Source organism: Aquabacter sp., from assembly GCF_965279295.1.
Lineage (GTDB): Bacteria > Pseudomonadota > Alphaproteobacteria > Rhizobiales > Xanthobacteraceae > Aquabacter.
In genome coordinates this window covers 1-14874 of sequence record NZ_CBDIHQ010000012.1, presented here as the reverse complement: position 1 = coordinate 14874, position 14874 = coordinate 1, and the positions used below count along the sequence as shown (strand labels likewise).

The following is a 14874-nucleotide window of genomic DNA, read 5'->3' as shown; positions in this document are numbered from 1 at the left end:
GCTCGGCGTTAGCAAGGTTTTTTGTTCCAAAGGATGCGCAGCTTGGCCGACATCAGCTTCCCGCCCAAGCCGTCAGAAAATCCCCGGGAAGACGAGGAGAGGGGCGGGCTACCGCCATTTCCCGCACTGCCGCATGAGACCGACGGGGGCGCCATGCGCGCGGCGATTCTCGCCAAGCTCACCTATTCCGTCGGCAAGAATCCGGAAGTCGCGAGCAAGCGGGACTGGTTCCTGGCCACCACGTTGGCGGTGCGGGACCATATCGTCGAGCGATGGATGGTTTCGACCCGTGCCAGCTACGCCGCCAAGCGCAAGCGGGTCTATTACCTCTCACTCGAATTCCTCATCGGCCGGCTGCTCGCCGATGCGCTGACCGAGACCGGGCTCACCGAGCCGGTGCGCACCGCTCTGGCCGACCTCAACGTGGATCTCAACGAACTCTACCAGGTGGAGCCGGACGCGGCGCTGGGCAATGGCGGCCTCGGCCGGCTCGCCGCCTGCTTCATGGAGAGCATGGCGACGCTCTCAATCGCCGCCTATGGCTATGGCATCCGCTATGACCACGGGCTGTTCCGCCAGGTGATCAAGGACGGCTGGCAGCACGAATATCCCGAGAACTGGCTGGCCCTGGGAAATCCCTGGGAATTCGAGCGGCCGGAGGTGGACTATGCCATCGGCTTCGGCGGATCGGTCGAGACCATCGACCTCGACAATGGCGCGGTGAAGCAGGTCTGGAAGCCGCAGGAGACGGTGGATGCCATCGCCTTCGACACCCCCGTGACCGGCTGGCGGGCGCGCCATGTCAACACGCTCCGCCTATGGTCGGCGCGCGCCCCCGACGCGCTGCGGCTCGACGCCTTCAACCAGGGCGACCATGTGGGGGCGCTGGCCGCACGCATGCGGCTGGAGGCGATCTCCAAGGTTCTCTATCCGAGCGACGAGACCCCTGCCGGCCTCGAACTGCGCCTGCGGCAGGAATATTTCTTCGTCTCCGCCTCGCTGTTCGACATCATCCGCCGCCACAAGCAGCAGAACGGCAGCCTGACGAGCCTGCCCGAGAAGGTGGCGATCCAGCTCAACGACACCCATCCCGCCATCGCCATCGCCGAGCTTATGCGCATCCTGGTGGATCTGGAGAATTTCAGCTGGGAGAAGGCCTGGGACATCACGGTGGCGGTGTTCTCCTACACCAACCACACGCTGCTGCCTGAGGCGCTGGAAAGCTGGCCGGTGCCGCTGATGGAGCGCGTGCTGCCCCGGCACATGCAGATCATCTATCTCATCAACGCGCTGCATCTCGATGCGGTGCGCGCCCAGGGCGAGGAGGACAACGGCGTTCTCGCCTCCCTGTCGCTGATCGATGAAAGCCAGGGCCGGCGCGTGCGCATGGGCAATCTGGCGTTCGTGGGATCGCACAAGATCAACGGCGTGTCGGCGCTCCATTCCGATCTCGTGAAGCGCACCCTGTTCAACCAGCTCGACCGCTTATATCCCGGCCGCATCGTCAACAAGACCAACGGCATCACCTTCCGGCGCTGGCTGTTCGAGGCCAATCCCGGCCTCACCGGCCTGCTGGTCGAATGCTGCGGCGAACGGGTGATGGACGACCCTTCGGCGCTGCTGGAGTTCGAACGCTTCGCCGGCGATGCCGGTGTCGTCGACCGGTTCCGGACGATCCGGCGGACGAAGAAGGTGGAGCTGGCCAAGATCATCCGCGAGCGGCTCAATGTGGTGGTCGATCCCGAGGCGATGTTCGATGTGCAGATCAAGCGCATCCACGAATACAAGCGCCAGCTCCTGAACATCCTCGAAGTGGTCGCGCTCTACGACGCAATCCGCGCCAACCCCGGCGGACCGTGGGTGCCCAGGGTCAAGATCTTCGCCGGCAAGGCGGCGGCGAGCTACCACAAGGCCAAGCTGATCATCAAGCTAGCCAATGACGTGGCGCGGGTGGTCAATAGCGACCCATCGGTGCGCGGGCTGCTGAAGGTGGCCTTCCTGCCCAACTACAATGTGAGCCTTGCCGAGGCGATCATCCCCGCCGCCGATCTGTCGGAGCAGATTTCCACGGCCGGCATGGAAGCGTCCGGCACCGGCAACATGAAGCTCGCGCTCAATGGATCCCTCACCATCGGCACGCTCGACGGCGCCAATGTGGAGATCAAGGAGCATGTGGGCGACGACAACATCTTCATCTTCGGGCTGACCACCGACGAGGTGGTGGCGCGGCGCGCCAAAGGCACCGACATGAGCGATGAAATCGCCGCCTCGCCCATGCTCCACGAGGTGCTCGACGCGGTCGGCTCCGGCGTGTTCTCACCCGGCGAGCCGGGGCGGTTCTCGGATCTCGTGAACCCGATCCGCCACAGCGACTATTTCATGGTGGCCGCTGACTTCGACGCCTATTACGCCACCCAGCGGGCGGTCGATGCCCGTTGGCGCGACCGGCCGGCCTGGTGGCGTTCCGCCATCATCAACACGGCTCATATGGGCTTCTTCTCGTCCGACCGCGCGATCGCGGAATATGCCGCCGAGATCTGGGACGTGCCTCTGCAGCGGCGGGATTGAGCTGCCGATGCCGATGGACGGCAGGGACAACGAGGTCTGGACGGCGCGCCCGGAAGATCTGGACGGCCTCCTGGGGGCGCGGCATGACGATCCCTTCGGCGTGCTGGGCCTGCATGAGCGCGCGGGCGGAACGACGATCCGGGCTTTCGTGCCGCATGCTGAAACCGTCACGGCGGAGGAGCCCGACGGGGCGGTCATCGCCACCCTCACCCGCGTCCATGACGCCGGCATCTTCGAAGGGATGGCCCGGGGACGCCACGGGCGATTTCGCTATCGCCTGCGCTGCGCCAACCGGGGCGGCGACTGGCTGCTGGACGACCCCTATGGCTTTGGACCGGTGCTTGGGCCGCTGGACGATCACCTGATGGCCGAGGGCACCCACCAGCATCTCTATGAGAAGCTGGGTGCCCATCCGCTCACCCATGAGGGTGTCGAGGGCGTCCATTTTGCCGTACGGGCGCCCAATGCCCTGCGGGTTTCAGTGGTGGGCGACTTCAACGGCTGGGACGGCCGCCGCCACCAGATGCGCAGGCGCTTTTCCAGCGGCGTTTGGGAGATCTTCGCGCCCGGCGTCGGTACGGGTTCGGTCTACAAATTTGAGATCGTCGGGGCGGACAACGCGGTGCTGCCGCTGAAGGCCGATCCGGTGGGCTTCGCCAGCGAGCTGCGCCCCTCCACCGCCTCGGTGGTCACGCGCACGGACAGCTTCCGATGGCATGACGATGCCCATCTGGCGTGGCGGCAGGGGGTTGATCCACGCACCGCGCCCATCACGATCTATGAGGTCCATCTCGCCTCCTGGCGGCGCAGGGACGACAACGGCTTCCTCACCTGGGACGAGATCGCCGACGCGCTGATCCCCTATGCGCTCGATATGGGCTTCACCCACCTCGAGTTCCTGCCGGTCTCGGAATATCCGTTCGATCCCTCCTGGGGCTATCAGCCCATCGGCCTGTTCGCTCCCACCGCGCGGTTCGGCGCGCCGGATGGTTTCGCGCGCCTCGTGGACCGGGCGCATCAGGCCGGGCTCAGCGTGCTGCTGGACTGGGTGCCGGCCCATTTCCCCGTGGATGATCACGGCCTCGCCCGTTTCGACGGCACCGCGCTCTATGAGCATTTCGACCCGCGCAAGGGCTTCCATCCCGACTGGAAGACCGCGATCTATGATTTCGGTCGGCGCGAGGTGGTCAACTTCCTCGCCGCCAACGCACTCTACTGGCTGACGCGGATGCATGTGGACGGCCTGCGCGTGGATGCGGTGGCCTCGATGCTCTACCTCAACTATTCCCGCAAAGCCGGGGAATGGGCGCCTAACGCGCGGGGCGGCAATGAAAATCTCGAAGCCGTCGCCTTCATCAAGGAATTGAACGCGCTGATCCGCGCGCAATGCCCCGGCGCGCTGACCATCGCGGAGGAATCCACCACCTGGCCTGGTGTCTCACGGCCGGTGGGCGCAGGCGGGCTCGGCTTCGATTTCAAATGGAACATGGGTTGGATGAACGACACGCTGGATTACGTGTCCACTGATCCCATGTTCCGCAAATGGCATCACCAGAAGCTGACATTCGGATTGCTCTACGCCTTCTCGGAGAATTTCGTCCTGCCCCTGAGTCACGACGAAGTGGTCTACGGCAAACGCTCCATCATCGAGAAAATTCCCGGCGACGACTGGCAGAAGTTCGCCACCGCCCGGGCCTATTACGGTTTCATGTGGGGCCACCCAGGCAAAAAATTGCTGTTCATGGGCCAGGAGTTCGGCCAGCGGCGCGAATGGAATTTCGAGCAGGCTCTGGATTGGAACTTGCTGGGCGTGCCCTTGCATGATGGGCTGCGCCGGCTGGTCCGCGACCTCAATCACGGCTACCGGACCGTAGGCGCACTTCACGAAGCCGATTGCGAGGAACGCGGCTTCCGCTGGATCGTTGTGGATGATCGGGAGCAGTCTGTGTTCGCCTTCCTGCGCCTCGGCGCGGAGGGAACACCGCCGGTGGCGGTGGTGTCGAACTTCACGCCGGTGCCGCGCCCGGACTACCGCATCGGTCTGCCTTTGGCCGGCCGGTGGCGGGAGATGTTGAACACGGACGCTACCGTCTACGGCGGATCGGGCGTCGGTAATTTCGGGGCGATCATGGCGCGGGAAGACCCCTCCCACGGCCTGCCCGCCTCGGCCTCGCTGATGGTGCCACCGCTGGCGACCGTCTGGTTCATATACGACCCCGAAAGTTCGGGCATCGAAGGTTAGAAACAAGAGCGGCCGCAATGCCGGCCCGAAGGAGGACGCGAGGATGTCGACCGCCGAACGCCGGATCAGCCTCCATGACAGTGCGAAGGCCGCCGCCAAGGCCCCGCTCTCACGCCATGCCATGGCCTATGTGCTGGCAGGAGGGCGCGGCTCTCGGCTGATGGAGTTGACCGACCGGCGCGCAAAGCCGGCGGTCTATTTCGGCGGCAAGAGCCGGATCATCGACTTCGCACTCTCCAACGCCCTCAATTCCGGCATTCGCCGCATCGGGGTCGCGACGCAGTACAAGGCGCACAGCCTGATCCGTCATCTCCAGCGTGGCTGGAACTTCTTCCGACCGGAGCGCAACGAGAGCTTCGATATCCTCCCCGCCTCTCAGCGGGTCTCGGAAGATCATTGGTACGAAGGCACGGCCGATGCCGTGTACCAGAACATCGACATCATCCAGGATTACGAACCGAAATTCATGGTCATTCTGGCCGGCGACCACATCTACAAGATGGATTATGAATTGATGCTGCAACAGCACGTCGATTCCGGTGCCGATGTGACGGTGGGCTGCCTCGAAGTCTCCAAGGAGGAGGCGAAAAGCTTCGGGGTGATGCATGTGGATGCGGAAGACCGCATCATCGCCTTCTTCGAGAAGCCGCAAGATCCACCCACCATGCCGGGCTCGCAGGACCGCTGCCTGGCCTCCATGGGCATCTATGTGCTCGACACCGACTTCCTGTTCGACCAGTTGCGCCGGGATGCCGACACGCCGGGCTCTGCCCGCGATTTCGGCAAGGACATCATTCCCTATATCGTCGAGCACGGGAAAGCGGTGGCGCATCACTTCTCCCGCTCGTGCGTGCGCTCCGGGTCCGAGGCCCAGCCCTATTGGCGCGATGTGGGCACGGTGGATGCCTATGCCGAGGCCAATCTCGACCTCACCGACATCGTGCCGGATCTCGACCTCTATGAGCACGAATGGCCGATCTGGACCTATGGCGAGATCACGCCACCGGCCAAGTTCGTCCATGACGAGGAGGGGCGCAGGGGGCAGGCAATCTCCTCCCTGGTCTCCGGCGGCTGCATCATCTCGGGTGCCTCGCTGCGGCGCTCACTGCTGTTCACCGGCGTGCATATCAATTCCTTCTCAGCCGTCGAAAACACGGTGATCCTGCCTTATGCGGAAGTCGCCAGATCGGTGCGACTGAAGAATGTGGTGGTGGATCGCGGGGTGAGGATTCCGGAGGGGCTCGTCGTGGGCGAAGACCCGGTAGAGGACGCCAAGCGGTTCCGGCGGACCGCCAATGGCGTCAGTCTGATTACCCAGGCGATGATCGATCGGCTGGCCTGAAGGAACGGCTTTTATGACGGTTTCGGTTCTTTCGGTCGCCTCGGAGGCATTTCCCCTGATCAAGACCGGGGGGCTCGCGGACGTGGTGGGCGCGCTTCCGGCCGCGCTGGCGGCGGAGGGGGTGGCGGTGCGCACCCTCGTTCCCGGCTATCCCGCGGTCGTGGCGGCGATGGCCGAGGGAAAGATTGTCCATACGTTCGCCGATCTGTTCGGCGCACCGGCGCGCCTGATCGCTGGCCGCGCGGGCGGGCTCGACCTCGTGATGGTTGACGCGCCGCACCTCTTCGACCGTCCGGGCAATCCCTATACCGGGCCGGATGGCCGGGACTTCCAGGACAATGCGTTTCGCTTTGCCGGCCTCTCCCGAGCGGCGGCGGAGATCGGCATGGGGCGCACCGCGCTGCCCCGGCCGGACGTGGTGCATGCCCATGACTGGCAGGCGGGACTCGCGCCGGCCTATCTCGCCTATGAGGGCGGGGCGCGGCCAGTCACGGTCATGACGGTGCACAACCTCGCCTTCCAGGGCCAGTTCGATGCCGGCCTTCTGCGGGTGCTGGGCCTGCCGGCGCATGCCCTCAGCGTCGGCGGGGTCGAATATTATGGCTCCATCGGCTATCTCAAGGCGGGCCTCCAGCTTGCCGACCGGATCACCACGGTCTCCCCCACCTATGCCCAGGAGATTCTTGGGCCGGACGCGGGCATGGGGCTCGACGGGCTGCTGCGGGTTCGGGCCTTGGACCTCTGCGGCATTCTCAACGGCATCGACACCACGGTCTGGGATCCGGCCCGCGATCCCCTCCTGCCGGCCCCTTTCTCGGCGGACGCGCTGGCCGGGCGCGCCGTCGCCAAGGCCGCCCTACAGGCGCGGTTCGGGCTTGCGGCGGATCCCGACGCGCTGCTTTTCGGCGTGGTCAGCCGGCTGTCCTGGCAGAAGGGGCTCGACCTGCTTCTGCAAGCGATCCCCACGCTGATCGGCACCGGCGGCCAGCTTGCCCTGCTTGGCGCCGGTGACGGGGCGCTGGAACAGGGCTGCCGGGACGCCGCCGCCGCCCATCCAGGGCGGATCGGCTGCATCATCGGCTATGACGAGGAACTGGCCCATCTGATCCAGGCAGGTTCGGAAGCCCTGATCGTCCCCTCGCGCTTCGAGCCGTGCGGGCTCACCCAGCTCTGCGCCCTGCGCTACGGCGCGCTGCCGGTGGTCGCCAGCGTCGGTGGCCTCGCCGATACGGTGGTGGATGCCAATGAGATGGCGGTGGCGAGCGGCGTCGGCACCGGCGTGCGCTTCCAGCCCACGACGACACTCGCCCTCGAAAGCGCGCTCCGGCGCACGGCGACTCTCCACGCCGACACCGCCCTTTGGGACCGCCTGCGCCTGAACGCCATGGCCACCGACGTCTCCTGGTCCCGCCCCGCCCGGCGCTATGCCGCGTTGTATCGCGAGGGTCTCAAGGCGCGCGCGGTGTGATGACCCTCACCACCTGATGCGCAGAGCAGCGCTTGCGCCGACGGTGGAATAGCTGTCGGCGAGCTGGGCATCGAAGCTCGCGGAGAGCGAGACGTTCGGACCCGCCATGAACTGGATGCCGGCATGGATGTCGGCCGCGTTGCTCACCGTCGGCAGAGCGTTGGACGAGAAGCTGATGGAGGGCAATTCCGCGAAGGCGCGCGGCACATCCCGGTTCGGGCTGAAATCGTGCATCCACGCTGCCCGCAGGAACGGCGCATAGCTCCGGCCGTCGCTGCCCGACCACATCCCGTCGAGCTGGATCCCCAGATAGAGAGGCAGCGCCGTGATGGTGGTGGACTGATAGCTCAGCCCCGGACCGAGCCCCACGAAGGTTTCCGCGCCCGAACCCAGCCACAGCCCCATGGGCTGGAACGCCACGAACGGCGTCAGGCTCGCCCCGCTCGACCAGAGCGGCAGGCTGTAACCTGCCTCGATCCGGCCACCGAACACCGTGCCGTCGGAAGCCCGACGAGGTGGCAAGGTTGAGGCCCAGCCCGTACAGGTTCCGGTCGAAGTTCGCGCTGCCGTAGCCGATCGTCGCGATCGCCGAGAGATAGGCCGGGCCCGCCTGGTAGAGGCCATAGAGGCTGAAGCCGCCATAGCTGGTCGAGGAACTTGCGCCGTAGGTATCGGCAGAAAGTTGGGTGTCGGAATAATTCACCGCCGCGCCCAGAAGAAGCGGCAGGCCGGGAAGCTCGCCATCAAGGCCGATGGAGCCGCCGATGGTGGAGCCAGAAATCCCCCCGCCGGTGGTGATGCTGCCCGTGGGGGCGGCCCACATGGCGCGCGAGAGGGCGGGCGTCGCCGCCCCCGTATCAGCGGCGGCGTAGGAGAGCGCCGCCGGGGCGAGGCCTGTGCCATTGCGCCAGCGGTCGAGTTGGTTGGTGATGCTGGCGATCGAGCCGGACGCCGCGTTCATCATCGCCATCGGCACCAGCGAGACAGCCCCGCCGCCCACGGTGTCATAGGCCGTGCCCAGCCCGGAGACCGAGGTCACCGCCAGAAGCTGCGGCAGGATCAGCTCGAACAGCGGCGAAGACCCGCGCATCTGGATCGCGCCGATCAGATCGCCCAGCAGCTGCCCGCGCTGGGTCAGCCCAGCCGGGGTGAAGTCGATGCGGGTGCCGAGCGTGAGGTCCGAGCCGCTGCCCGACAGGGAGAAGCTCAGGATCGCCGTGTCGCCGGTGGCGGTGAGGCCGGACGTGGTGAGCCCGCCATTGGCCACCAGGAACGGCGTCTCATAGCTGCCCGGCCGCGCGAGGCTCGGATTGGACACCACGCCGCGCACGGTGCCCGAGAGGCTGGCCGCGCCTGTGACCACAAACCGGTCCGAGGTGCCGGCGCCCTGGTCGGTGCGCACCACGAGCACGCCCGTGGAGGTCTGCACCAGATTGCCGTCGATGGTGGTGGCGCCGAGCGCGCTGGTTCCACTGCCGAACGTGCCGGCATTGGTCAGCGTGCCCGTGGGCCCGCCGAGATCGAGCAAGGACCCTGCCATGATGGTGCCGGGTGGCGAGGTTCTGCCACCGTATTGGCCTGACCCGACGCGAGCGCCAGATTGCCGTTGATGGTGCCGCCGTTCGTCACCACGGCATAGCCGCCGCTGTTCCTGATGGCGAGGCCCTCGGGGACCGTCCGCGGTGCCGAGCGTGCCGTACGTGTTGACGAAGGTCTCGGCGCCCGTGCTGTCGATGGCGATGCCGCCGATGCCGCCGGTGATGGCGACGCCGGAAGCCACATTGATGATAGGGTCGCCATTGCCGCTGGCGAGGATCGCCGTGGCGCCGCTGCCGGAAGTTGTGATGGAGGCGTTCGCGTTCACCGTCACCTTGCCGGCGGTGGCGGCGCTGCCGGAGACCAGCACCATGTCGGTGCCGTCCATCACCAGGCCGCCGCCGCCGCTGGCCGATTGGGCGATGACGCCGTCCGCCCCCGCGCCTGTGGTGGTGATGGCGGCGTTCACCGTCACCGTCACGGCACCGCCGGTGCCGTTCCCCGTTGGCGTGGTGGAGGTGATGTCCTGGTTGTTGGTGAGCGCCGCGCCGCCACCGCCGCCGATCGACTGGGCGAGCACGCCCACCGCATTGGTGTTTGAGGTGGAGATGGCCCCACCGACCGTCACCTGAACCGTGCCGCCGTCGGCCGATGCGCCGCTGCCGGCGAAGGTCGCGGAGGAAGAGACATGCCCGATACCGCCGCCGCCGCCGATGGACTGGGCGATGATGCCGATCGACGCTGCACCGGTGGTCGTGATCGAACCGGAACTGGTCGAGACCGTGACACTCCCGCCCGCCCCGCCGTTGCTGCCGCCGAGTGTCAGGCTTTCGACCTGGAGGTTCGCGATACCGCCGCCGCCGCCGATCGATTGCGCGACGATGCCATGGGCGAAGGTGCCACTTGTGGAGACGGCCGCGCCGGTGGCGCTGGCCGAAACCGCGCCGCCGCCACCGCCCGCCGACCCGCCGAGCGTGACCGTTGCCGGAGGTCGCGCTGCTCGCCTGATCGAGCGCGGTGAGCACGACGACGCCGCCGCCGCCGCCGAGGCTCTGCGCCAGCAGGCCGACCGACCTGTCGCCGGATGTCTGGAGGCTGCTTCCCGCAAACACGTTCACGACGCCGCCGTCGCCGCTGGAGGTGTCGGTGGAGCCGAGGACCGCCGTGAAGATGGTGGTGAGGGCGGTCGTGCCGTTGCCGGTGATCACATTGCCGCCGAGGCCGCCGCCGCCGGCGATGGACTGGGCCACGATGCCGTAGGAATCCGCGTTGGTGGTGTGGACGTTGCCGTAATTGTTCACGGTCACCTGGCCGGCATCCGCGCCCGCGCCGGCGGACCCGCCGAGAGACATGTTGACGGAGGCGTTGATGATGCTGCCGGACACGTCCGTCACGCCCGCCGCAGCGCCGCCGCCGCCCGCGATGGACTGGGCGAGCACGGCGGTCGCGAAAATCCCCTGCGTGACCGTCTCCGCGTAATTGTCCACCGTCACGGCGCCGCCGCTGCCGCCATCGCCGCCCGTGCCGCCGAGCGCGAGGCCCACCCCGAGCGCGACGGCGTTCTCATTGACGAAGCCGGAGGCGAGGGTGCTGCTCGTGCCGCCCGCCCCACCGCCACCGCCAATGGATTGCGCCAGCAGGCCGACGGAACCAGCCCCGAGGGTATAGATTTCCAGGGCGGAGGTGGTCGTCACCTGAACCGCCTGGCCCTGACCGCCGCTGCCCCCGGTGCCCCCGAGCGCCAAGGCCGCGCTGACGGTGCCGGCGCCTGAGGCGTTGCTGTTCGATGAGCCGCCGACACCCCCGCCGCCGCCGATCGACTGCGCGACGGCACCGTAGGCGTTTGTGCCCAATGTCTGAAGACTGAAGGACGCTGAGGAGCCGAGATCGAGGATGACGGTGCCGCCATCACCGCCGAGGCCGCCGGTGCCGCCCAACCCGATGGTGGCGGACGCCGTCCCGCCCGCGGTCGAGGAGCCTGCCGCCGCGCCGCCGACGCCACCGCCGCCGCCCACCGACTGAGCCAGCACGCCGGTCGCGTTCGCGCCCGTTGTCTGCAACACGTTCGCGACGGTGACATTGACCGTGCCGCCGTCGCCGCCGGATGAGCCGCCGCCGCCAAGGCTGAGGCCGGCGGAAAACGTACCGCTGGAGGCATTCGTGCTGCTCGAGCCGCCCGCGCCGCCGCCGCCGCCGATGGATTGGGCCAGGATGCCGATGGACCCGGTGCCCTGTGTCCCCACCGGGCTGTAGCTGTTGACGGTGACCGTGCCGCCGCCGCCGCTGTTGCCGCCGGTGCCGCCGATGGCGAAGGATGCGTTCACGTCGCCGGAGCCGGACGTGGAGGAATTGGAAGCGCCCCCGGCGCCGCCACCGCCGCCGATCGATTGGGCGACGAGCCCGTAGGCATTCGTGCCCTCGGTCAGGATCTCGATGGACTTCGAGAGGCTCGCGCTCGATCCGAAGGTGATGGTGACGCTTCCGCCATTGCCCGCGCCGCCGCCCGAACCACCGAGATTGAAAGCGAGCGAGGCATCGCCGCCGCCGCTGGAGCTGCTCGTGGAGGACCCGGCGAGACCACCGCCCCCGCCGATCGACTGACCCAACACGCCATAGGCGCTGGCGCCTTCGGTTTGGAGCGTGTTCGAAAGCTGCACGGTCACGGCGCCGCCGTCATTCCCGCTGCCCCCGGTGCCGCCGAGGCCAAGCGTGGCGGACACGGTGCCGCCCGACGAAGCGCCGGTGTTGGAGCCGCCCGCGCCGCCGCCGCCGCCGATGGATTGGGCGACGATGCCCGTGGCGCCGGAGCCCTTGGTCAGGGTCGCCCCCGCAATGGTGACGGAAACGATGCCGCCGGTCTCCCCGGTGCCGCCGCTGCCGCCGAGGCCAAGCGAGAGGTTGGTATCGCTCGCGCCGGAGGTGGTGCTGCTGGATGCCCCGCCCGCGCCGCCGCCGCCGCCGACCGACTGTGCGAGAACGCCGTAAGCATTGCTGCCGGAGGTTTGGATGCTCCCGCTCAGATCAAGCGTGACCCCGCCGCCCAAACCTGCGGACCCGCCGGAGCCGCCGAGGCTGAAGCCCAGCGCATAAGTGCCGCCGCTGGCGCTGCTGGTTGAGGAGCCGCCCGCGCCGCCGCCGCCGCCGATGGATTGAGCCATGATGCCTGTGGCGCTGGCACCGGTGGTTGTGATGCCATAGGCGGAGCTGAGGGTGACGACGCCGCCCGTGCCGCCGGAACTGCCGGAGCCGCCGAGCGTCATGCTGACGGTGGCGTCGGTGCCGCTGGAGGTGGTGGAATTGGAGGCGCCGCCGGCACCGCCCCCGCCGCCGATGGATTGGGCGAGAACGCCGTAGGAGCCGGAGCCGGATGTGTTGACCGGCGCATCCACATCGGCCGTCACAGCGCCGCCGGTCCCGCCGGTCCCGCCAGAGCCGCCGAGGCTGAACCCGAGCGTATAGGTCCCGCCCCCGGCAGTGCTGGTGGAGGAGCCGCCCACGCCACCGCCGCCGCCGACGGACTGGGCGATGATGCCGACAGCGTTTGCGCCGGTGGTGACGGTCGAATTCGAGACCCCCACCGTGACCGCGCCGCCGCCATTGCCCTCGCCGCCGCTGCCGCCGAGGCCGAGCGTGGCGGCGACCGTGCCGTTCGATGCGCTGGTGGTTGAGGCACCGCCCGCCCCGCCGCCGCCGCCGATGGATTGGGCCAGGATACCCGTCGCACCGGAGCCGCTCGTCTGTGTCACGCCCTTGACCGTGACGGAGATCGTGCCGCCGGTCTGCCCGCTGCCGCCCGTGCCGCCAAGCGCCATGGCGAGGGAGGCATCGCCGCCCCCAGCCGTGGTCGCGTTGGAGGCTCCGCCGACACCGCCACCGCCGCCGACGGACTGAGCGAAGATGCCATAGGCGCTGGCACCGGCCGTACTTGTGTTCGCGGTCTGAGTGACCGTGACCGCGCCCCCGGTGCCGCCCTCACCGCCGGTGCCGCCAAGGCCGAAGCTCAGCGCAAAGGTGCCGCTATTGGCATTGGTGGTGGAGGAGCCGCCGGCGCCGCCGCCGCCGCCGATAGACTGGGCGAAGATGCCGGTGGACTGATCGCCATAGGTCTGGGATGGCAGCGTCGGATTCAATCAGCACGGTGCCCCCAGACCCGCCGCCGCCGCCGGCACCGCCGAAGCCCATGGCCAGCGCCACGCCTGACGAGGTGGAGGCCGAGGTGCCGCTCGCGGAGCCGGAAGAGGACGCCGAACCGCTGCTGGAACTGGTGTTCGCAGTCGCCGCGGACGTGAAGGAGCCGCCGGAGCCGCCGCCGCCGCCCACCGATTGGGCGAAAATGCCGTAGGACTGGGTGCCCTGGGTCGAAATGCTGCCGCTATAGCCCGGATCGACGATGACGGTGATGGCCCCGCCGTCGCCGCCGCCGTCGCCGCTGCCGCCGAAGCCGAGCGCGAGCGACATGGTGCCGCCATTGCCCGTGGTGGTCGAGGAGGCGCCGCCATTGCCGCCGCCGCCGCCCACCGACTGGGCGAACACGGCGCTCGAATTATTGCCGACCGTCTGAAGGCTGCCGAGCGTCTGCACCTGCACGAGACCGCCGGAGCCGGCACCTGCGCCGGAACCGCCGAAGGAGAGGGACACGCTGTTCTCGCTGGCTGTGGCGTTGGAGGTGCTGGACCCGCCATTGCCGCCGCCGCCGCCGATGGATTGCGCGAAGATGGCCGGCGAATTGTCCGGCGACACGGTCACGAGGATACCGCCGAGGACGTCCACGCCGGTCACCACCGCCGCATAATTGGTGACATAGACGCTGCCGCCGCTGCTGCCGGAACCGCCCGCGCCGCCGATGCTCATGCCGAGCGCGGTGCCGCCGTCGCTGCCGGCCTGGCTGCCCTGCGCCTTGCTGCTGTCGGTGCCGGCGCTGGAGGAGGTTGACGAGCCGCTGGAACTGCCAGAGAGCGTGCCGGTCGAAGCGCTGCTGCCGGCCGACGAACTGGAGGAGGACGAGACGGTGGTGGCCACCGTGCTCGACCCGCCATTGCCGCCGCCGCCGCCGACCGATTGCGCGAAGATGCCGGCCGCCGAGGCGCCGAGCGTGTTGACGTAGGTCACGACACCTGAGGTACCGGACAGCACACTCACCTCAGATGAAGTGCCGCCGCCCGCGCCCGAGCCGCCGAGGCCGAACGTCATCGCCCCCTGCCCACCGGTGGCGCTGCTCTGCGCGGAGCCGCCATTGCCGCCGCCGCCGCCCACCGATTGCGCGAAGATGCCCACCGACTGCGCGCCCTGGGTCTGGAGGTTTCCCGGTGCCCTGCACTTCGACCTCGCCGCCGGCGCCGCCGCCGGCGCCCCCGCCGCCGAGGCTGACAGAGGCCGCATAGGAGGAGCCGTCGGCATTGGCGCTGCTCGACCCGCCATTGCCGCCGCCGCCGCCGATGGACTGGGCGAAGATGCCGTAGGCCAGGGTGCCCACGGTGGTGATGGACGAACTCGATATGACCTTCACCATTTCGCCATCGCCGCCCGCACCGGCATAGCCGCCGATGGAGAGCGATGCCGCGATGCCGTTGCTGGGCTTTTCGCTGCTGGCGGTCGGCTGGCTGATGCCCACCGTGGAGGCGAAATTGGTGGCCTGGTTGACGGTGCCAGCGCCGACGACCGAGGTCACGCCGCCCTGGAGTTCGCCGCCCTGCGCGCCGGTCGTGGTGGTGGAGCTTG

Annotated in this window: 7 protein-coding genes; 4 read left to right on the top strand and 3 right to left on the bottom strand. The window is 68.3% G+C overall.

Annotated elements, in window-relative coordinates; all coding sequences use genetic code 11:
* Window positions 1-153 precede the first annotated feature (153 nt).
* From ADADO0_RS05555 to glgA, 4 genes are read left to right on the top strand one after another with little or no spacing between them, the layout of a single operon-like run.
* On the top strand, window positions 154-2568 hold the full coding sequence (locus ADADO0_RS05555; RefSeq protein WP_511304402.1) for a glycogen/starch/alpha-glucan phosphorylase: 2415 nt from the start codon (window positions 154-156) through the stop codon (window positions 2566-2568).
* A 7-nt stretch (window positions 2569-2575) separates the two neighbouring features.
* Window positions 2576-4810, top strand: a complete 2235-nt coding sequence (glgB, locus tag ADADO0_RS05550; RefSeq protein ID WP_511304111.1) for a 1,4-alpha-glucan branching protein GlgB — start codon at window positions 2576-2578, stop codon at window positions 4808-4810.
* A 43-nt stretch (window positions 4811-4853) separates the two neighbouring features.
* Window positions 4854-6152: a glucose-1-phosphate adenylyltransferase gene (glgC, locus tag ADADO0_RS05545; protein WP_511304110.1), complete on the top strand. Its 1299-nt coding sequence runs from the start codon at window positions 4854-4856 to the stop codon at window positions 6150-6152.
* A gap of 13 nt (window positions 6153-6165) precedes the next feature.
* On the top strand, window positions 6166-7620 hold the full coding sequence (gene glgA / locus ADADO0_RS05540; RefSeq protein WP_511304109.1) for a glycogen synthase GlgA: 1455 nt from the start codon (window positions 6166-6168) through the stop codon (window positions 7618-7620).
* Window positions 7621-7626: 6 nt separating this feature from the next.
* On the opposite strand, the gene ADADO0_RS05535 is transcribed toward glgA, so the two are convergent.
* From ADADO0_RS05535 to ADADO0_RS05525, 3 genes are all read right to left on the bottom strand, one after another.
* Window positions 7627-8244 (bottom strand): autotransporter outer membrane beta-barrel domain-containing protein, encoded by a 618-nt coding sequence (locus ADADO0_RS05535; protein WP_511304108.1) that lies wholly within the window; start codon window positions 8242-8244, stop codon window positions 7627-7629.
* 1001 nt (window positions 8245-9245) lie between these two features.
* On the bottom strand, window positions 9246-13286 hold the full coding sequence (locus ADADO0_RS05530; protein ID WP_511304107.1) for a beta strand repeat-containing protein: 4041 nt from the start codon (window positions 13284-13286) through the stop codon (window positions 9246-9248).
* On the bottom strand, window positions 13174-14430 hold the full coding sequence (locus ADADO0_RS05525; RefSeq protein WP_511304106.1) for a hypothetical protein: 1257 nt from the start codon (window positions 14428-14430) through the stop codon (window positions 13174-13176). Before ADADO0_RS05525 ends, ADADO0_RS05530 begins: the two co-directional genes overlap by 113 nt.
* Window positions 14431-14874: the final 444 nt, after the last annotated feature.

Coding starts and splice junctions, on each gene's coding strand:
- glgC (WP_511304110.1), top strand. CDS start 4,854: ATGTCGACCGCCGAACGCCGGATCAGCCTCCATGACAGTGCGAAGGCC.
- ADADO0_RS05555 (WP_511304402.1), top strand. CDS start 154: ATGCGCGCGGCGATTCTCGCCAAGCTCACCTATTCCGTCGGCAAGAAT.
- ADADO0_RS05535 (WP_511304108.1), bottom strand. CDS start 8,244: ATGGCCTCTACCAGGCGGGCCCGGCCTATCTCTCGGCGATCGCGACGA.
- glgB (WP_511304111.1), top strand. CDS start 2,576: ATGCCGATGGACGGCAGGGACAACGAGGTCTGGACGGCGCGCCCGGAA.
- glgA (WP_511304109.1), top strand. CDS start 6,166: ATGACGGTTTCGGTTCTTTCGGTCGCCTCGGAGGCATTTCCCCTGATC.